Genomic DNA, 19,756 nt, shown 5'->3' on the forward strand with positions numbered 1-19,756 from the left:
AAATCTAAAACAAGTGAGAAACCGATGAAAGTAGCCATATTTCATGATTATTTCGGAGCCATTGGCGGCGGAGAGAAGCTGGTGCTTATGCTGGCAAAATATTTCAATGCCGATGTAATTACTACTGACCTGAACCGGGAATCAGTAAAAAAAATGGGCTACTCCGATATCCGCATAATCAGCCTGGGGAAAACCCCAAAAGTGCCTCCTCTCAAGCAGATTTCCGCATCTTTTCATTTTGCAGCCTGTGATTTCTCAAAGCAATACGATTTCTTCATCTTTTCAGGCAACTGGGCACACTTTGCGGCAAAGAAACACAAGCCCAACCTTTATTACTGCCACACTCCTACAAGAGCTTTCTATGACCTTTACGATACCTTTCTTAGCAGGCAGAGCCTACTGGTTTCTATCTTCTTCCGGATCTGGGTAAGGCTCCACAGGCCAGTTTCCGAATATTACCTTTCCCATGTCTGTAAAATTGCCACTAATTCAAAGAATACCTCAAGAAGAATAGAAAAATACTTTAAAAGGGATGCTCAGGTAATCTATCCTCCCGTGGAAACTTCAAAGTTTATGTGCAGGGAATATGGAGATTTCTGGCTTTCAGTAAACCGACTTTACCCTGAAAAAAGAGTGGAAATCCAGATCGAAGCCTTCACGAAAATGCCGGACGAAGCGCTGGTTATCGTCGGCGGATACTCAAAAGGAGATCATGCGAAGAGTTACGCGGAAAATATAGTTAATAATTTACCGCAGAATGTGAAGGTGCTGGGCGAAATTTCAGAGGCTGAACTGCTTGATATTTACTCCCGCTGTAAAGGCTTTATCTGTACTGCCATGGACGAGGACTTCGGGATGACACCCGTGGAGGCTATGGCAAGCGGAAAACCCGTAATAGCCGTAAATGAAGGAGGATTTAAGGAAACGGTAATTGACAGGAAGACAGGCATGCTTGTCAATGCTGACAGCCAGAGCATAATCGAAGCGGTAAAATCAATATCCTGCAGACCGGACGCTTACAGAGATGAATGTTTTGATAGGGCTAAAGGGTTTGATATTTCCATTTTTACTGAAAAAATAAAAAATGTGATTTACGATGATTCTCAAACATCTAAACGAGTTATATGATTACCGGGACCTGATCTGGAAATTGTCCTGGGGAGAGTTCAAGCTCCGGTATAAAAACTCCGTACTCGGGTACTTCTGGTCCCTTCTTGAACCCCTTTTAATGCTTACAGTCCTGTACCTTGTATTTTCCAATCTCATGAGGGTTCAGGTAGAGCACTACCAGTTATTTTTGTTAATGGGAATAATCCTGTGGAACTTCCTGAGCAGATCCACAACTATCGGGATGTTTGCTATAGTAGGAAGACCGGATATGATTAAGAAAATCTATTTTCCAAGAGACATTTTCGTGATCTCATCCTGTATCACAGCTCTGCTTATGAGCCTCTTCGAATCTGTAGTATTCTTTATATTCATGGCAGTTTTCAGGGTTCCCATATCCGTTAATTTAGTGTACGCGCCTTTAATCCTGATTTTCCTTTTCACGCTGGCACTGGGCATTTCCATGGCGCTTTCAGCACTGAACGTTTACTACAGGGACGTGCAGTTTATCTGGGATGTGCTCATGCAGGCAGGCTTTTTTGCAACCCCGATCCTCTACAGTATGGATATCCTGCCTGAGACCCTGCAGAAAATCGTCCTTCTCAATCCCATGTCAAGGATCATAATTTCTGCGCGGGATACTGTAATCTATTCTACCCCGGCAAGCCCTGAGGATCTACTGTTCATGTTCGCCTCATCCGCTATTTTCCTGATAATAGGCTACGCTGTCTTTTCAAGACTGGAACCAGGCTTTGCGGAGGAAATTTAATGCCTACGATAGAAGTTGAACACCTTCAAAAAGTCTTCCGGATACCCCACGAAAAAAGAAATACCATTTTTGAGTCTCTGGCAGGCTCGTTCAAGCCTCCCCAGTACGAGACATTCCAGGCTTTAAACGACATTAATTTTACGGTAGAAGAGGGGGAAGCCCTGGGAATTATAGGGGAAAACGGCAGTGGTAAAAGTACCCTGCTGAAAATAATAGCAAATATTCTGCGCCCTACCCGGGGGAATGTGAAAGTACATAAGAAAATCACTCCTTTCCTTGAGCTTGGTGTGGGTTTTCAGCCAAACTTTACAGCGTCTGAGAATGTAAAGACTTATGCAACGATAATGGGGATTTCCAGAAGGGAAATTGAAAGTAAACTTGACGATGTGCTTGAATTTGCAGGGCTTGAAAAGTTCAGGGACACCAAATTGAAGAATTTCTCATCAGGCATGCAGGTCAGGTTAGCCTTCTCCACAGCAATCCAGACTGACCCCGAGATTCTTTTGATGGACGAAGTGCTGGCTGTAGGAGATATGGAATTCCAGCAGAAATGCCTCGATGTCCTTAACCAGTACAGGAAAGAAGGAGTGACAATAGTTTTCGTATCCCATGACCTGGGGTCTGTAAGAAGGTTCTGTGATAAGACCCTGCTGCTTAATAAAGGCGTGCAGGTAGCGCTCGGAAACACGGGAGATGTAATAGACAGGTACGTATATGGCGGAAATCAGGCTTCGGAGCAGGTAGTTTCCGAAACCGAGCAGGTTGAAGTCGAAGGGGAGCCCGAAACGAAAAACCGCTGGGGTGATAAAGAAGTAGAAATAACCGGCGTCGAGTTCTATGACAAGTTTGGTAATTCAGGCTCCCGGTTTAATTCCTTTGATCCGGTAACAATCAGGATCTTCTACCAGGCTCACAAAAAGATTTTTGACCCGGTTTTCGGGATTGCGCTTTATTCGGAAAAAGGAGATAATCTGTTCGGAACCAATACTGAGCTGAAAAATCTGACCATTGATTCGATTGAAGGAAGCGGGTACATTGACCTGGTAATAGATCGGCTTCCGATACTTACCGGAAGATTTTCATTAACTGTCGCGGTACACTCACATGATCACAAGCCTTATGACTGGCACGACAGGCTGTACTCGTTTGATGTAATGCCAACTTCAAGAGATGCAGGATTTTTCGAAATCCCCTGTAACTGGAAGCTGTAATTCGAGGTAGGTCGAGATGGGTACTCTTGAATCCGAGGAAAAAGAGATTAAGGTCGAGGAAATAATGGAAAAAGTCCGAGAAAATATAAGTAAACGCAAGCATACCGGTACAGGTTACACGCCCGGATCTTTGGAAAATCCTGCAGATTCTCCTGAGGAATGCTTTGAAGAATATGTCCCTCAGGATGAACTTAATTACCTCGCTTCAAACTGGAGAATGGATAATTATAGTTATTCTATAAGCTCGCATCGACCATTTGCAGGCGCAATTCTTGTTAAAGGCAGAGAACTTGTTCACGGGGAAGTTAAAAGATATGTCGACTCTATCATCTCGAAACAAAACGAATTCAACAGGACTGTGGCATCGGCTCTGAATAAATTATCAAGGCAGGTCAGGTCAGAGGTAAACAGGGAAGTAACCGGCAAAATTGAAAGTCTGAAGGCTGATCTCTACAATCAGATGGATCAGGGAATCGAGAACCTTAAAACTGAAGTCAATAAAGAGTTAACTTCTGAAAAGGACAGCCTGAAGCTCGAAATCCGTAAAGAGATCAATAATGGGGCCGCCAGCCTGAAACCCGAGGTCTGTAAAGAAGTAGATACGGTTCTCAATTCTTTTATTTACTCTCTGAATACGGAACTCGAAAATAAGATCTGGCTGCGCAGCGTGCTGGATAAAAAGATTGGAGAATCCTATGAGCTGCAAGAAATTAAGCTGTCTGAGCCCGAGGAACTGGGTATAAATTATTTCAAGTTTGAAGAAAGGTTCCGCGGCTCGTGCGAAGATATAAAGGGCAGGCAGAGCAAGTTTTTTAAATATTTCGAGGGACGCTCGAATGTTCTTGATATCGGATGCGGAAGGGGAGAATTTCTGGAACTCTTAAAGGAGAAAGGGGTAGATGCAAAAGGCGTGGACCTGGATGAGGATATGATTGCACAGTGCAGGTCCAGAGGGCTCTGCGTAGAGCTGAATGATGCGGTTTCGTATCTTGAGCAGCTTCCGGACGGATCCCTTGACGGCATTTTTATTGACCAGGTAGTTGAGCACCTCAAACCCGAGTATTTGACAAAACTATTACGTTTGTGCTACCGGAAACTCGGTTTCGGGCACTATATTCTCATCGAAACGGTAAACCCGCTTTCGCTTTTCTCCTTTGCGAACTTTTACATCGATCTCACGCATGTAAAGCCCGTACATCCCGAAACCCTGAAATTCTTGCTTGAATCGACAGGCTTTACCGAGCTTGAGGTTTTCTTTATTTCCCCGGTCTCTGAGGAAGCAAGGCTGGAAAAACTTCCTGTGTTTGAGGGAGTAACTGATAAAGAAAAAGCCATAACGGAAATTTATAACCGTAACATCGATTTACTGAACAGCAGGCTTTACGGGGCTCAGGACTATGCAGTAATAGGAAAGAAGTAAATCCGAGAAAAGCAACCATAAAAAAGTAGGTCTGAGAGCACCGGATCCAGAAAAACTAACTCTGGAATAAGTTATCTGGAATAAGTTATCTGGAAAAAGTTATCTGGAAAAAGTTATCTGGAAAAAATGTTCTGGAGAACGTGATCTGGAAAAAATGTTCTGGAGAACGTGATCTGGAGAACGTGATCTGGAAAAAGTGACTCCGGAACAAATAAACATCGTGCCGGCTCTGAGCAGTTTTCTGATATTACCTGAAGTAATGATACCTATGATACAAAACCCAGAAACAAAGTCTTATGATTTTATTGTAAGTTTGGGGTCTGCGTGTATTGTTGCAGACAAAATCCAGAAGAATAACCTGAGGCTATTTTCAAGTCCTGTTGACTGGATAGTCAGCAATCCGGATAGTACTGCCCAGTTTATAAAATCGAATTTTAAGGATTTTTTTAACCTGGATAATTTGAAGATAAAGGGCATTCACGACAATAACACCACTTATCTGGTTCAGGATACAAAGCATGATTTACTGTTTGTCCACGATTTCGTCAAGGGCATTCCTTTAAGCCTCCAGTATCCCCATCTCAGGAAGAAGTTCAGCCGGCGAATCCTTAACTTCTACAGATGGTGTTCCGAAGCCGAAAGCGCTCTTTTTGTCATGTATTTCCCGGAGGCTGACAACTATTTGAACCGCATCAAAGAGCTGGAGCTCATCTTAAGGGAGAATTTCCCGAATCTGGATTTCGACCTGCTGATTGTATTTTTATCGGACAAAAAAGAAGCCAGGGTTTTGAAAGTCCTGGAAAATGCATACATAGCTTATGTATACCACGATGAAAGCAACTGGATTGATTCCGATCCTTTCTGGAGGCATATTTTACGGCATTTTTCAATTAATTTCTCGCCGAAGACAATTGAACTTGCAAAGCTCGCATATCTCGAAAAGAAGCGCCTGAACTTCAAAAATACGGCGCAGTTTGTTTATACCGGGCTGGAGCAGTATGAAAGTAATGGAAGGTGGGCTACGGGAAACCGAACCCGGATTGGTGTAAAAATTCCCGGCAAAGTTTCCAGAATGCTTGTAAAATGCAGTACTTATAAAAATAAATACTCTTTTGTATATGTAAACGGGGAATACGCAGGAGCTCTCGATTTCACGAAAAATAATTATCTTGAAAAAGAATTTGACATATCCTCGATTCCCGCGCCTGAAGAGAAATTTATCCTGGAATTCATCCATGATATGCCGGTTTCGCCACTGTATACAGGAGAATCCGGGGATTCAAGGGATCTGACAGTATACTTTAATAACATAAAATTTTCATGAAGGCTAAATCCTGAACCTTACATGAACTCTCATTTTTCAGGAGTTAGCTTCCGCCTTTGCAAATTCTTTACACACCTTCATAAGTTTATTTGTGACTATATCCCAGGTATGGTTCTCAATTACCTTTTTCAGCCCGTTTTCCCCAAACCTGACAGCTAATTCTCTGTCCTTTAACAATTTCTCAATTTTTTCCACGATTTCATTTTCGTTTCCACACAGGAACCCGTCTTTTCCGTCCTCTATAAGGTTTGAAACCGCTCCGCAATAGAGATTTCCGATAACTGGCTTTTTCCGGGTCCAGGCTTCGCAGAATACCATCCCGAAACTCTCACTTTCGGACATCATGGCAAAAATTTCACAGGCTTCATAGGCATTTACGAGATCTTCCTGCGAGACTTTCCCCAGATATGAGACAAACTCGGAATTGATGGGCTGCTTATCATCATCAGGACCTATCATAACAAGATGAGAACTCTCAAAATCCCGATTTATCTTTTCCATAGCCTTAACCAGCAGGTCGTATCTCTTGCTCGGGTTTTTGCGGGAAACGGTCAGGATTATCCTTTTGCCCTCAAGTTTATATTTCTTCAGGAAAGCTTTTCCGCTTATATTTTCCCTGAAAAATTCCTCCTTGCTTATGCCGGGCCCTATAAACAGGCTCTTAGCCCCGATCCTGTCATAAAAAGCCCGCTTTGAATAGGTTGAGTTTGCAAGCACCAGGTCTCCGGTTTTTATTGTTTCGTAGTAATGTTTCCAGTGATAGAATTCATCGTCTATATGCATTAACGGCAGGAGTAGTACAGGGATATTGTGTTTTTTAGCAATTAAGGATGCCTGGAGCGTGTTAAAAGGGAGCATCTGCGATATTACGATATCATATTTCCCTGCATTATTTTCAAGCCATTCAAGCATTTCAGGCGACCTCGGACCTCTCATGTAATCGAAGAATTTCCCGTACATGTCCGCTCTTTTCTCCGCATTGTCTCTGAAGTGCTCAATAAATAGTCCGCTTTTAATCAGGATTTTCCTGTAGTCGTTTTCCAGATCAACCTGCTTCTCTGTATCCCCTGCAAGGTAACGGATTTGAGACACTCCTGTGCCGAGAGTCCTGAAGTCTTTAAGGGGTTTCCAACCCTGATTCAGTTTTATGTATATCAGGAGTTCTCCTGAGATTTCCGGAAATTCGAAACTTACCTCTTCCCAATCCTTTGTTGCGGGTAGAGGATAGCGTAATTCTCTGTCTGAAGCGAGAAGAAGGATTTCTCCTCCGATTTTCTTCCTGTTCTGAATCGTCAGGCTTACTTTCGTAATCCTTCCGTCCTTAATTAAAATAATGGGATTCTTTTTTGTCCATCTCATTGAAAAGCTGCCATATCTTTCCAGTTGATTCCATCCGGTTAATAATGCCCCGTTTCCTTCTTCCAGGTGTTCCTTACAGATTCCGGTTATTTTGGCTTCGGCTGTGCTTTCTTCTTCATCAAGTTCAGCCTGTATAAGCTTCTCCAGGGTAATTGAAACGTATCGATTGGGATTTTTTACAGGAAACCTGATCACTCTGACACCGTTAATTTCCTCATTTTCAAGGGTATTATCCCAGAGTTCTCCTGTTTTTATCAAATGGTTTATTCCCTGTGACCTGGTTGTACAGATATCAACTTCCGCACCAAGCCTTCCGAGCCCTTCGGCTAATTCCCTCATATGGATTTCGGCTCCACCGTATACATCCTTCCCGTACCTGAATGTAACACCTAAGATTCTCATAGCAGTCTTTATATTACATGAGACTTTACTTTTAAACTTATGTCATGTGTGCTTGCTTTAAGCTTTCATCCTGCGTTTTACCCTCCAAAGAGCGGAGGAGAAGAGCGCTTATATAATATTTATAACAACCTTTCCAGGCACTTTAAGGTTAAACTTATTACATTTACCTATCCTAATGCTAAAAATTCCGTAGAAAGAGTCAATCACAATGAGAGCTTTACTGAAATAAGAATTCCAAAAACAAAACTAAATGCAGTTTTTCATCATCTTATCAACAGGTGTTCCGATATCAAAGAGTGCTCGGCTGTTGTTACATCTCTGGAAAGCCGGTTCAACAGGAACTTTAAAAAAGTTCTTGAAGGTGAAATCGAGAATGCCGATACTATAATTTTTGTATATCCTTTTTTATATACTGTTCCGGGCCGACTTTTAAACGGTAAAAAAATTATTTACGAATCACATAACCTCGAATACGAGTTAATGAAAGAAGCCTTCTCAAATTCGCTGCTCGGGAAACTTTTACTGGCTTATGTGTTCTATCTGGAAAAATCCTTATCCACAAAAAGCAGTTTTATCTTTGCGGTTTCGGAAGAGAATAAGGCTAAATTTTCCAGCCTTTATGGAATTGGAAGAAATAAAGTCTATGTCTCGCCCAATGGAGTAAATCCTGACGTATATAACAGCCTTTTTAAAGAAAACTCCTCTTTGAGCGGTTCCAGAATCTGTGCTTTTATAGGAAGCTATCACCCCCCAAATATTGAAGCTATAGAGAATATAGCAGAAATCGCATGCAAAATGCCTGACACTCTTTTTTATGTAGCCGGGAACGTTTCTCAATATTTTGTCAGCTCCAACCTCGTTGAGAAAACCGATCTGGATGTCCATAGCATCCTTAGCCCTCAGAAAGTAACTTTAGCAGACGGTTTTTATGGTGTGGAGTACTGGAATTCAGTCCCGACAGTCTGGTGTATGCCCGAATTCAGGATAAAAGTCCCGGAAACAGTCGAATCACTGGAATTGAAAGCTTATTCTCCTGATAATAAAACCCTTAAGGCAAGGATAGGGAGCAGGTCAGATTCATTCAGCCTGAAAGCCGGCTGGAACCCGGTTAAAATCAAAGACCTGAAGGATAAAAGTCCTGATATCCTGTTCGGCTGTGAGCCTTTTAAAAACGACACACGGTCTCTCGGAGTTGCTGTGCAGGAAATCCGTTACTCTGAAAACGGAAATACCTTCAAGTTTGATCTGAACCAGGGCTCAAACCAGCTGTATGCTCTTAAAAACGCTAAAAATGTCATATTTCTGGGCAGGGTAAGTGACGAAGAAAAACAGGCATTATATAGAGTTGCGGATATAGCCTTAAACCCGATGACAAGCGGTTCGGGTACCAATATCAAAATGCTGGACTATATGGCAGCCGGCCTGCCGGTCGTCTCGACATCGGTAGGTGCGAGAGGGCTGAATCTGGAGAACTATGAAAATGCAATAATCTGTGATATTCCGGATTTCCCCGTAAGAATCAATCAAATTTTAAGTGATAGTAAACTTTATTCGAAAATCAGTTCTAATGGGCGCAGGACTGTTGAAGACAACTTTGACTGGAGTAAAATAGCATCCGAGATGGTTAAGGTACTGGGTCAGACATGAGAAAAATAGTTGTATTTAATGATTTTCCGATATTTCCCCCCAGGTTCGGGGGACAGATCAGGATTTACAATATTTACAGGAATTTATCCCGGCAATATAATGTAACCTATATCTGCTTTGGAGAATCGAAAATTGTTGAAGAAACCGAAATCTGCAACAATTTCCTGGAAGTGAGAATCCCCAAAAGTTTGTTTCATAAAAACATAAACGCGGTAGCAGGAAAATTATTAGGGGTATCCGTTGATGATATTTCTGCCATGTTCCTGTGCAGGTATAACCGGAAGCTTGACTCGGTTGCAAAGGACTATCTCAAAGATTCGGATCTTGTAATTCTGTCTCACCCATATATGTTCCCCCTTATAAAGGACTATGCAAAAAATAAACCCTTAGTTTATGAAGCCCATAATGTCGAATCCTCCTTGAAGAAATCTTTGCTGGGTAACGGTCTTTTAAGAAATTACATTTCCGGTGAAGTTGAAAAGGTTGAAAGTGAACTTTCTCTCAGATCGGATTTGCTATTTGTTACATCAGAAGAAGACCGGAGCAGCATTAAAAAAATTTATGGGCTCGACGGAAATAAAATCCATGTATCCCCAAACGGGGTTGACACCGATATTTTCGATTCCATTTATAAGGAAGGGCAGCCTGTAAAAGAAAGAATAGTAGATCGCCCCCTTGTTATTTTCCTGGGAAGCGGTCATCCCCCCAATGTTCAGGCTGCAAAAATAATTATTAAAGAGATTGCTCCGAAATTGAAAGATATCTATTTCCTGATTTGCGGAGGTGTTTGCTGGGGGGTAAAAGATGAGAATAAAGGCAAAAACGTAGGCTTAACATTCGAAGTTACTGAGGAAGAAAAACTTGAGTTGTACAGAGTCTCGGACGTTGCCATAAACCCGATGGTCAGCGGCTCCGGCACAAATATCAAGATGCTGGACTATATGTCTGCTTCTCTACCTGTTATCTCCACGCCCGTAGGAGCCAGAGGGCTGAACCTGGTAAACTATGAAAATGTAATCGTCTGTGATATTCCTGAAATGCCTGAAAAGATCCGGGAAATTCTCCTGAACAAAGAATTGTACGCAAGTATTAGCACAAGCGGGCGCAGAGTAGTTGAGGGTGAGTATAACTGGAGAATAATTGCACGGAACATGTGCAGGGCTCTGGACAAAGTGGTTGATTAAAAACCATCTTCAGTGCTCTAAACCTTATTTTTTGGGCATTTACATCCTTAAACTCAAATTTTAATTAAGCCTGATGTCCTGTATAGCAACACTTAAGTCTCTGGTATCCTCGGGGTTCGAATCTGCCAGATCGCAGGGCTTATTACTGCCTTCAACAGTTGCGAGCTTGATAAGGTTCATTCCTTTCTCAAGATTTACAGCCGACTCTACGGTCACAAAACTGGTTGGTATCATGTTTGTAGAGACCGGGTTCACGTTTCCATTTACATATACCTCCAGGGTTCTTTGACAGTAAAAGCTTTCAGCCTTCATACTGAGGGTTGTATTCATATTTTTATCAGAGTATATGTAAAGAGTAGAGCTATTTCCCATCCACCTTGTGGGTTTGTTGTCCCAGTATTCTACAGTGTAAAAACCATCCCTCAAGACTATTGAACCTCTCTCAGGCTTTAATATATAAACCGAATTAACAGTTTCTTCTGTAGTTGCAGTGGAGAGAGGGCTTAATAAATACGTTTTAGCCTCTATTTTTTTGCTATTAAAGTCAACCAGCCTATCGGGAGTGTAACAATAAGTATCAAAAAGAAGGAAGGTCCTATCTTCGGTAGAATTAAAATAATTAGAGTGAATATCTTTAACTGTTATATTATCTTTCACCCAGGCGAATTTCCCTATATCGTATCCACTTCCGTAGTAAAAGGGCCAGTGGGTATATACTACTTCGGGACTCTGTTCCTGAAGTTCTTTATATCCTTCCGCACGAAGATTCCCCGAATTAGCATAATAAAACGTCGAATTTGTTGCAATTATGAAGTTAAATATCAGGGTTAGGGCGAGGACTAGAAGAACAATATGTTTACTTTTTTCAGAGTAAACCTTCGATCCGACTATTTTTGAAATGCCTGAGGAAAACAGAATTATTAAAGCCGGCATGGCAGGCATTAAGTATCTGAAATCCAGGACACTGACATCAAGCAGGGGTTTCAAACCGTAGTCGATTACCCTGCCGTTGATTATGAAAAAGGCAGTTAAGGAAGCAGCCCAGATTAACATTGCTACTCCCCTCTTATCAATACTGATTTCAGTCTGGCGTAAACTGATGGAGACCAGTAAACACATTACTGACAATCCCAGCAGGATATAGTATGGTACGTAATTTCCCCAGGGAAAAAGAGGAAATGAGAAAATTAGTTTGCTGGGATAGTTTTCAGAGATTATTAGTAACAGAATCTGAATTAATAACAATGCATAGAGGAACATCTCACTCTTTTTCTCGGTTTTCAAGAACGCAAATACCGATAGAAAAAATATTCCGGTGTAAATATATTGTGCGATTTCGTGCCTTAAAAATCCTGCCCATATTGCTACGGTGTCTCCTCCAAAAGTCAATGGGGTAATAACTGAGAATTCGGCCATTATTGCTGAGTAATACATCACTTTAAAATAGTAAAGTACAGAGATCAAAAGCATAAAACCGATTGATATCAGGGCTTTTCGATCTACCCGATGGTATATAAAGAGACAGGCTAAAATTGCAGGAAATAATACAAGACCGGGATCCTTCGTTCCATAGGAAATAAAGGCAAAAATCAGAGATGAATAAAAGAACCGATCAGATCCGGTATTAAGGTACTTAAACAAAAAGAAGAAGGTTATTATCACAAAGGACGTAAAGGGCATATCAAGATAAGCCCATTTATTAACCAGGAAGAACGCCGGAAAGGTAAGAGAGACTAACAGGGCTATGAATGCCGTGAAATCGTCATATAACTCTCTGGAAATAGCATATATTCCAAAAATTCCGCAAATACCCAGGGACATATTTATTAAATGTGTTAGGGTTTCGGATTCTCCAAACAGCCTGTAAAATCCTCCCCATATAAGATACAGGAAGGAATGCCTTTCTTCCGTGCTGCCAAAATAGGAATGGGTAAGATAATATTTGGAGCGTACGACATGCTGTACCGCGTCCCAGCGGTACGCAAAGTCAAAACCCCAGAACCAGGTAACTAAAAGTGAGAATAGAAGAGTAAAAAATATGACTTTCGACCGTGTTTTGTAATACCTGTATATGCATAAAGAAAGTATCGGAATTACCAGGAATTTCAACAAATTTAGCGCATGAAGCAGCTGGTAATTTTTGAAATAGTGTCCTGCAAATAAGGATAAGAAAAAGCCTGAACATATAATTGCAAGAATTATATCAAAATAATGCGTTTCCGGCAATTTATTATACTGGCGTGTAGATGTTTGATTGCCATATATTTGATTATCTAGCTGATTATCTAGCTGATTATCTAGCTGATTATCTAACTGATTATCTAACTGATTATCTAGCTGATTATCTAACTGATTATCTGCCTGGTTGTCTACCCGGCTGTCTGCCTGATTAGCCCGACTGCATATTTGATTCAATAAACTCTTATAAAAATCTAACTCTCCCAGTTAACTCTCCCCTTAGTTTTTCTTTCCTGATATAAACCTGCCAGCACCGCACTTTTGGAACTTAATTGCTAATACCTGGATTTCAGGAATAAACATTTGAGCGGCATGTTTCAAAAATTTATCTCTTGTTTAAAACCAGTCTTATTTCCTGTATTACACATTTCCAGTACCAGACCTGTTTTACTTCCTGCACAGTACCATTGTCCAGGGGAAGGGCTTCCGCACCTCTAAAACCTTAAAATATTTTCCTACTAGTTTCACGAATTCTTCCGAACTCCAGTTCTGGACATGTTCAATATCATTCCCAAAACGTTTCAGGTTTTTACCTCTTAGGAAGTTCATGGTGCGAAAATAAGGCTCATTGGGTACACTGAGCAGGCAATAATCCCTGGACACCCGCCGGATTTCCTTAAGAGCCGAATCCGGTTTCTCCAGGTGTTCCAGAATCTCGGTTGCGATAGCAAGGTCAAAACTATCTTTTTTGAATGAAAGTTCATATACGCTTCCTGCACACAGGTTGCAGTTCCGATTTCTATCCCTTGCAAGCTTAAGTGCGTTTTTAGAAATATCCACGCCTGTAACATCAGGCAGGTCGAGACAGTTAATGATAAATCCTTCCCCGCAACCAATGTCGATAACTTTGTTTATGTTATCCAGCGGGGCTATCGCAGCTTTCAGGTTTTCCGTAAAATTAGATATAACCATACCCATAAGCGGATTTCTGGAATTGTACTTTTTATAATTTCCACTTCGCAAGTCCGGATTTATCGGATTGTCCACCTTATTCATTTATCTCCCACCGAGTTAAATTCAGCCCTATCTTTATTATAATTTCAGATTTTTTACTCCTATCTGCGCCCAGTGATTCTAAATTAAGTCTCGATATGGTCAAGTGTCTTACTTCTATCGATTCTTGATACTGGTTAAGTGTTTTAATTCTATCGATTCTTGATACCGGTTAAGTGTCTTACTTCTATCGATTCTTGATACCGGTTAAGTGTCTTACTTCTATCGGTTCCTTTTTCTGTTTTATAATTATTTACCAGGCTTTTCAGGACCGCTTTTTTAGAGTGAGCAGGAATCCGAAAAGTGCCGGAGATAGTGACGTCAGAAGATAAAGAACTACAGGACAGGAAAACCCGTAAGCTGCGTTCTCATCCAGCATATTGAAAATCGTGACGCTCACAAATTCTCGAATCCCAAAGCCTGATATTGATATAGGAAAATTGCCTAAAACTACGATTATTGGCAGAGAAAAGGTAAGAACGTTATTTAAAGCCGGGCTCAGGGATTTTATTACTATCCAGTATACTATCAGGTTTAGCAAATAATATCCTAAAGTCAACGAAAAAACCGTGAGAAGAACTTTTCTATTTTTTGTAATTTCCCTCATGGTTTTGATGTAATTTTCCTTATGTTCTTGCTTCTTGAAAAACATATTAAAAAAAGCAGACACTGCTTTTTCGTTTGTAATAACGACTATTCCAGCGATGGAAAGTGACATTACAAACGTCATCAGATAAATTAAATTCCTATCTTTGAAAAAGAATACAATCGCCAGTATACTTAAGATCATCAGGCAGACAACGTCTATAATTCGGTCCATTATTACGGTTGGTATACTTCTTGATTTCTCCGAATCCAGATAAAAAGCTCTCGAAACTTCCCCTGTCCTTCCCGGAGTGAGCGCCCCGTAGAAGGTACCTATCAGAATGATTTCCAGCGACCTGAGGATCGGAATCCTGATATCTATGCAATTAAGCAGGGTCTGCCACTTTTTCGCTTTCATCAGGTACATGAGAACAACAAAAGGCAGGGAGAATGAGAGCAAAACCAGGTTCACTTCAGTAAACACTTCGTAGATAGCTTTTACATCGAGTTTACTTAACAGATACGAAAGCAACCCCACGCTAACTACAAATTTACCTGCCGTTTTCCAGTTCATAGCTATCAAACTTTATGATATAATCATCGTTGTTTCTGGTGTTTGTGATCAATTCTCCGATCAATCCCAGGGAGACAAATTGGGCTCCTATAACTGTGAGCAATATCCCAAGCATAAGAAGAGGCCTGTCCCCAATTGGCGTACCTGTGATCCATAATAGGAGAAGGTACAGGGAAATAGCTATCCCTGAAAAACTCAGAACCAGACCTATGCCGCCGAACATGTGCAAAGGTCTCTTCTTGTATAGCATTAAAAATGTGACTGTCATCAGGTCAAGACAGCCTTTCAGAAGCCTTTCAACTCCATATTTTGACTTTCCGTGGATTCTCGGATGGTGCTCGACCTCTATCTCCCCGACAGAATAACCTTTCCAGTGAGCCAGAGCCGGGATATAGCGGTGAAAATCCCCATATAAGCTTATATTTTTTACAACTTCTCTTCGGTATCCTTTGTACCCGCAGTTGAAATCATTAATTTTAACTCCTGTAATAAGGCGGGTTAATTTATTGAAGCATTTTGAAGGAAAGGTTTTTGATAGAGGGTCTTGCCTTTTGACCTTCCAGCCAGAAACCATATCAAACTCTTTCAGTTTCTCAAGAAATCTTGGGATTTCTTTGGGGTCGTCCTGCAGGTCTCCATCCAGAGTAATAACAAACTCTCCTCTAGATTTTCTAAACCCGCAGGAGAGAGCTGCGGCTTTCCCATAATTCCGCTGAAATCTCACAATTCTTATATTACTGTTCTGAATTGCTTTTATTTCCTGGAAAGTATTGTCGGTCGATCCGTCGTCGACGAAAATTATCTCATATGTTCGGTCCAATTCCGAAAGAATGCTGTACAGATTCTCATAGAGCTCAACTATATTTTCCTCTTCATCATAAACCGGAATTATAATCGAAAGATCAGGCTTATTGAATATATTGTCGTCTTGAATTGAATACATTGTTGGAAAGTTAGTTGGAACTTCTATAGTATAAACTTCTCTATTTTTTAATTGATCTCTCGAACCGTACGTAACATCTCCCCCACAACCTTGAAAAGTATTACTGATATAACTATTTCTCCGAAAGCCGCATTCGAAATAAATCAGGTCTTCAATAGTCCAGACTGCCAGGATAGCCTAAAAACAGCATATTCAGGTTACTGACAAATGGGCTATTAACTTACTCCCGTCTCCGTACTCCCCTCTAATAATATGAATAGGAATTTAACTACTTTTCTTATAAAAGTTAGGATTTAATTAATTTCTTTATGAAAGTAAGGTAAACTGATTTTATCATACAGTTCAACTAGCTGAATTTGCATGAAAGCTAAGAATAACTGGCTTTATTTTCAAGTTTTGAGTATCTTGTTTTTCTAATAAATTGCAAATTCTAACTTCTATAAGATAACCTGAGTTCATTATTTCCTGTGAAAAAATGTACTCCTGATCGTTTTACTGATATTTCCCATCATTCCGAGAAAGGCAAGCGGATACGAATTTAAGATTTTTTCATATAATCGTCATAAACTAAATCAATTTTTTCCACTATTTCTTCCCAGTCATAATTTTCAGCTTTCCGGAATGCGGCTTCCGAGATCTTTCTATATTCCGGGTTGTTCCTGATTATTTTTTGTATAGCCTTTGCAATTTCTCCCTCTTCCGGTTCCACAACAAGCCCGTCCATTCCGTTTTCAACCAGTCCCTGTGCGGCATTGTACTTCGCCTCCACAGTCACTACAGGCACCCCGCAGGCAAAAGCCTCTATAACAACCATCCCGAAGCCTTCGCGGCTTGAAGGCAGTACAAGTACCTTCGAAGCCTTGATTTTCCCTATCAGAGCCCCGTACTCCTGAAAGCCCGCAAACTCGATGTTCCCGCAAACTCCGGTCCTCTTTGCAAGTTCAACCAGTTCTGTCTTTTCAGGCCCGTCTCCAACAACACAGCATCTGATTTCCGGAAAAGCGGCTTTAAGGACGGCTACAGCTTTAATCAGCATGTCGACATTTTTTTCCTTTATAAGCCTGCCTGCAAAAATAATATCGTATTTCTTATCCTCAAGTCCTCCAGGAGTTTTTCCGGTTTCGGGCTCAATCGCGGTAATCCTTTCAAGATCTATCCCATTGGGGACGACTGCAATCCTTTCTCCGGAAACCCCGAGTTTATCAAGCCTGTCCTTTGTCCAGCCCGAAACCGCAATATTATTCGCTGATAATTTGGAAACCGCTTTTTCTACCAGCTGCCCGAAAAACCCCGCCTTCCCTAAATATTCATACCAGTAATCATTCCATACTTCATGCCAGGTAAGCACTAACCGGGCTTCTTTCAGGATTGAGACCGCTTTTGCGGTAAAACAGGAAAAATAAGGAAATACGCTCACATCTATAAGGTCAAAGTTTTCTTTCCTTAGCTCAGGGAACAATTCCACAGCGAAGATTATTGCTTCGGAAATTGAACGCCTGCCGTTTACATACAGATTTCGAGCTTTGCAGACGCCGTGAAGGGTCATGCCTTCGTACTCAAAGGTATCTTCGCCTTCCCACCATTTAATTCCGAAAATATGTACTTCATGCCCCCTGGCCGAGAGCCGCTTTCCCAGCTCGTGGATGCGCATTTCTGCGCCGCCTTTGACCCATGGGTAGACAGCATCGTATACAAAGGCGATTTTCATTGCATCACTTACCAGTCCGTATCCACTTCGAGTAGCATTACGCTCAGGACAATTGCCGAAAAAATCATCTGCAGACCGATAAAAGCAAAAACCATTGAAATAGCTGCACTTCTCACTTCCGAGAGAGACCCGTATCCCGAGCTGATCCAGGTGTATACTACTTTTAGCCCCAGCAGTAAGCCTGCCCCAAGAATAAGTGAGCCTGCAAGCAGCTCTTTTTCAAGGGAATGATAATTCAACCATTTTGCAGTACCGCCCCTCTTCTTAGGGTATACGCCGCGGACGATACCGTATGTTTTCATATAGCCGCCGGTAGATAGTATCTGTCCTCCGAGGATGAGAAGCATACAACCTAAAATGAAGGAATGCAGCCTGCTCTCTGCCGCATCCCCACTGAGCAGGAGAGAACCGGTTATCAGGGCTCCAAGGACAAAAACCACTGCTCCCGGCAGAAAGAGAAACGGCAGAGGGCGGTAGAGCATCATAAATCTCATATGCCTCCAGCCGTCCTGGAAAGAACGCAGTTTGGAGGGAGCCCGGCGGGAGTAATAGGTTATGGGGACTTCTTTAATCCTCAGGCCGCATTTTGCGGCTTCGATTACCATTTCGGATGCAAGTTCCATGCCGTGCGTTTTAAGATTCATTTTTTCAAGGGCTTCTTTTGTGAAAGCCCGCATCCCGCAGTGAGCATCCGAAATTTTCGTCCTGAAAAGGAAATTCAACATTGCTGTCAGGATAGGATTGCCTATATACTGGTGCAGCCAGGGCATAGCTCCTTTTTTGATATCGCCTTTAAGCCGCGTGCCCATTATGAAATCCGCTTCTCCTGCCATAAGGGGATCAAGGAATTTATCAAGCTCAAGCAGGTCGTAGGTATTATCGGCATCCGCAATCGCAATATAGTCTCCTTTTGCTTCAGCCAGCCCTTTAAGGTAAGCGTTTCCATACCCTTTTATCGGACCTATTACCTTTGCACCCATTGACGCTGCAATTTCTGCGGTCCGGTCCGAAGAATTGTCAGCAATTATTATCTCCCCTTCTATACCATATTTCTTAAATATAGACTGAGCTTTCTCTATACAAATTCGGATGGTTTCTTCTTCATTCATGGAAGGCATTACGATAGAAAGAGAGGGCATGTCCAGCCTATACAGCATATAGACTAATAACTATTTTGATACGTATCATCTATCAGAAACCGGCATTCCTGAAATTTATTTTTTATAATTTTTCCTGGCAGGGCAAAGCAGAAAGCAGGAATTATAAACTCAGACCGTCAGAAACAGGGACGCAAGAAGCCAGAATAAAGAGGCAGAAAGTCAGGGATACAGGATTGAGGGTCAGGAATACAGGACCGGGAAAAGAAAATTAACTTCTGCTAACAAATTATATAAGGCATCACAAAGCTATTTTTAAAAAGGGATCCGGGTTTTTTCTGCGGATTATCAACCCATTCCATTATGGTTGAAACCGCTTTATCTGTATTTCAATAAGTTTTAATGGGGGATTTGAATGGTTAAAGTAAGCGTGATATTCCACAGTATTTATGGTCACAACTACACAATGGCAGAAGCTGTAGCTGAAGGGGCAAGAGAGGTCGAAGGAGCCGAAGTGGAGATTTATCAGGTGCCTGAGACTCTACCATATGAGGTTCTGGAAAAGATGGGAGCAATTGAAACAAAAAATCTTTTTGCCCATATCCCTGTACTGACCAGAAGCATGTATGAAGATGTACTCGCAGGTGCAGATGCCATTATCTTCGGGACGCCAACGCGTTACGGAAATATGACTGCTCAGATGCGTACGGTTTTTGACGGCCTTGGAGGTTTATGGAGTAGAGATGCTCTTGTCGGGAAGGTAGGAAGCGTCTTCACCTCCAGTGGAACGCAGCATGGGGGCCAGGAATCCACAATCCTCACTACGCATGTAACCCTGCTCCATCTCGGTATGATCATTGTCGGGCTCCCGTATTCAGAAACACGGCAGAGGAGGATGGACGAAATTACAGGAGGCAGCCCATACGGAGTTTCAACAATTGCAGGAGATGATAACAGCCGCCAGCCTTCAGAGAATGAGCTTGCAATGGCTCGTTATCAGGGAAAACATGTAACCCGGATTGCAAAAAAGCTCGCCGGAAAATAAAAGGAATTTAAAAATAAAAAGATTGGAAAACGTCTCCCTCTGTGAGGGTGTTCTCCGGATTTTTGATTTTTTATTTTACAAATGATCGACCAAGCCCGGAAAGGCTACACTTCTGGACTCAAATTTATCCTGAGCTTTTGTCAGGCACGC

The 19,756-nt window shown here is 41.7% G+C and carries 15 protein-coding genes; 8 read left to right on the plus strand and 7 right to left on the minus strand.

Annotation, left to right across the window (positions count from 1 at the left end; genetic code table 11):
- Positions 1-24: 24 nt before the first annotated feature.
- The 5 genes from EQO05_RS05745 (at position 25) to EQO05_RS05765 (ending at position 5,831) form a co-directional block, all read left to right on the plus strand.
- Positions 25-1,128, plus strand: a complete 1,104-nt coding sequence (locus EQO05_RS05745; protein WP_128504629.1) for a glycosyltransferase — start codon at positions 25-27, stop codon at positions 1,126-1,128.
- Positions 1,097-1,876, plus strand: coding sequence for an ABC transporter permease (locus EQO05_RS05750; protein WP_128504631.1), 780 nt, complete (start codon positions 1,097-1,099; stop codon positions 1,874-1,876). The genes EQO05_RS05745 and EQO05_RS05750 overlap by 32 nt, the downstream gene beginning before the upstream one ends.
- On the plus strand, positions 1,876-3,087 hold the full coding sequence (locus EQO05_RS05755; RefSeq protein ID WP_128504633.1) for an ABC transporter ATP-binding protein: 1,212 nt from the start codon (positions 1,876-1,878) through the stop codon (positions 3,085-3,087). Before EQO05_RS05750 ends, EQO05_RS05755 begins: the two co-directional genes overlap by 1 nt.
- A gap of 16 nt (positions 3,088-3,103) precedes the next feature.
- On the plus strand, positions 3,104-4,507 hold the full coding sequence (locus tag EQO05_RS05760) for a bifunctional 2-polyprenyl-6-hydroxyphenol methylase/3-demethylubiquinol 3-O-methyltransferase UbiG (protein WP_128504635.1): 1,404 nt from the start codon (positions 3,104-3,106) through the stop codon (positions 4,505-4,507).
- A 268-nt stretch (positions 4,508-4,775) separates the two neighbouring features.
- Entirely contained in the window at positions 4,776-5,831 is a 1,056-nt protein-coding gene (locus EQO05_RS05765) for a DUF1796 family putative cysteine peptidase (protein WP_164888478.1), read from the plus strand.
- Between the two features lie 36 nt (positions 5,832-5,867).
- Here EQO05_RS05765 and EQO05_RS05770 read toward each other — a convergent pair whose 3' ends face one another.
- Positions 5,868-7,592, minus strand: coding sequence for a glycosyltransferase (locus EQO05_RS05770; RefSeq protein WP_128504638.1), 1,725 nt, complete (start codon positions 7,590-7,592; stop codon positions 5,868-5,870).
- A 39-nt stretch (positions 7,593-7,631) separates the two neighbouring features.
- On the opposite strand from EQO05_RS05770, the gene EQO05_RS05775 reads away from it, so the two are divergent.
- Both EQO05_RS05775 and EQO05_RS05780 read left to right on the plus strand, forming a co-directional pair.
- Positions 7,632-9,239 (plus strand): glycosyltransferase, encoded by a 1,608-nt coding sequence (locus EQO05_RS05775; protein ID WP_128504640.1) that lies wholly within the window; start codon positions 7,632-7,634, stop codon positions 9,237-9,239.
- The gene (locus EQO05_RS05780; RefSeq protein WP_128504642.1) at positions 9,236-10,423 is read left to right on the plus strand and encodes a glycosyltransferase family 4 protein; all 1,188 of its coding nucleotides are present in this window, start codon (positions 9,236-9,238) and stop codon (positions 10,421-10,423) included. The genes EQO05_RS05775 and EQO05_RS05780 overlap by 4 nt, the downstream gene beginning before the upstream one ends.
- Before the next feature lie 60 nt (positions 10,424-10,483).
- Here the strand turns inward: EQO05_RS05780 and EQO05_RS05785 are convergent, their stop codons facing one another.
- The 6 genes from EQO05_RS05785 to EQO05_RS05810 all read right to left on the minus strand — a co-directional run bounded on the left by EQO05_RS05785 (position 10,484) and on the right by EQO05_RS05810 (position 18,603).
- A complete protein-coding gene (locus tag EQO05_RS05785; protein WP_164888479.1) occupies positions 10,484-12,532 on the minus strand; it encodes a glycosyltransferase family 39 protein in 2,049 nt (682 codons plus the stop codon).
- 516 nt (positions 12,533-13,048) lie between these two features.
- Positions 13,049-13,657, minus strand: coding sequence for a bifunctional 2-polyprenyl-6-hydroxyphenol methylase/3-demethylubiquinol 3-O-methyltransferase UbiG (locus EQO05_RS05790; protein WP_240664371.1), 609 nt, complete (start codon positions 13,655-13,657; stop codon positions 13,049-13,051).
- A 262-nt stretch (positions 13,658-13,919) separates the two neighbouring features.
- Positions 13,920-14,813, minus strand: a complete 894-nt coding sequence (locus EQO05_RS05795) for a lysylphosphatidylglycerol synthase transmembrane domain-containing protein (RefSeq protein ID WP_128504646.1) — start codon at positions 14,811-14,813, stop codon at positions 13,920-13,922.
- A complete protein-coding gene (locus EQO05_RS05800) occupies positions 14,791-15,756 on the minus strand; it encodes a glycosyltransferase family 2 protein (protein WP_240664373.1) in 966 nt (321 codons plus the stop codon). Before EQO05_RS05800 ends, EQO05_RS05795 begins: the two co-directional genes overlap by 23 nt.
- 538 nt (positions 15,757-16,294) lie before the next feature.
- Positions 16,295-17,464, minus strand: coding sequence for a glycosyltransferase family 4 protein (locus tag EQO05_RS05805; protein WP_128504648.1), 1,170 nt, complete (start codon positions 17,462-17,464; stop codon positions 16,295-16,297).
- 8 nt (positions 17,465-17,472) lie between these two features.
- The gene (locus EQO05_RS05810) at positions 17,473-18,603 is read right to left on the minus strand and encodes a glycosyltransferase family 2 protein (RefSeq protein WP_240664374.1); all 1,131 of its coding nucleotides are present in this window, start codon (positions 18,601-18,603) and stop codon (positions 17,473-17,475) included.
- 373 nt (positions 18,604-18,976) lie between these two features.
- Between EQO05_RS05810 and wrbA the strand changes: the two genes are divergently transcribed.
- Positions 18,977-19,606 carry an NAD(P)H:quinone oxidoreductase type IV gene (wrbA, locus tag EQO05_RS05815; RefSeq protein ID WP_128504652.1) on the plus strand — a complete coding sequence of 210 codons (630 nt, stop codon included), beginning with the start codon at positions 18,977-18,979 and terminating at the stop codon, positions 19,604-19,606.
- Positions 19,607-19,756: the final 150 nt, after the last annotated feature.

It is taken from the genome of Methanosarcina sp. MSH10X1, from assembly GCF_004099695.1.
Taxonomy (GTDB): Archaea; Halobacteriota; Methanosarcinia; order Methanosarcinales; family Methanosarcinaceae; genus Methanosarcina.

Coding starts and splice junctions, on each gene's coding strand:
- EQO05_RS05760 (WP_128504635.1), top strand. CDS start 3,104: ATGGGTACTCTTGAATCCGAGGAAAAAGAGATTAAGGTCGAGGAAATA.
- EQO05_RS05745 (WP_128504629.1), top strand. CDS start 25: ATGAAAGTAGCCATATTTCATGATTATTTCGGAGCCATTGGCGGCGGA.
- EQO05_RS05755 (WP_128504633.1), top strand. CDS start 1,876: ATGCCTACGATAGAAGTTGAACACCTTCAAAAAGTCTTCCGGATACCC.
- EQO05_RS05795 (WP_128504646.1), bottom strand. CDS start 14,813: ATGAACTGGAAAACGGCAGGTAAATTTGTAGTTAGCGTGGGGTTGCTT.
- EQO05_RS05790 (WP_240664371.1), bottom strand. CDS start 13,657: ATGAATAAGGTGGACAATCCGATAAATCCGGACTTGCGAAGTGGAAAT.
- EQO05_RS05770 (WP_128504638.1), bottom strand. CDS start 7,592: ATGAGAATCTTAGGTGTTACATTCAGGTACGGGAAGGATGTATACGGT.
- EQO05_RS05810 (WP_240664374.1), bottom strand. CDS start 18,603: ATGCCCTCTCTTTCTATCGTAATGCCTTCCATGAATGAAGAAGAAACC.
- EQO05_RS05805 (WP_128504648.1), bottom strand. CDS start 17,464: ATGAAAATCGCCTTTGTATACGATGCTGTCTACCCATGGGTCAAAGGC.
- wrbA (WP_128504652.1), top strand. CDS start 18,977: ATGGTTAAAGTAAGCGTGATATTCCACAGTATTTATGGTCACAACTAC.
- EQO05_RS05775 (WP_128504640.1), top strand. CDS start 7,632: ATGTCATGTGTGCTTGCTTTAAGCTTTCATCCTGCGTTTTACCCTCCA.
- EQO05_RS05750 (WP_128504631.1), top strand. CDS start 1,097: ATGATTCTCAAACATCTAAACGAGTTATATGATTACCGGGACCTGATC.
- EQO05_RS05765 (WP_164888478.1), top strand. CDS start 4,776: ATGATACAAAACCCAGAAACAAAGTCTTATGATTTTATTGTAAGTTTG.
- EQO05_RS05800 (WP_240664373.1), bottom strand. CDS start 15,756: ATGTATTCAATTCAAGACGACAATATATTCAATAAGCCTGATCTTTCG.
- EQO05_RS05780 (WP_128504642.1), top strand. CDS start 9,236: ATGAGAAAAATAGTTGTATTTAATGATTTTCCGATATTTCCCCCCAGG.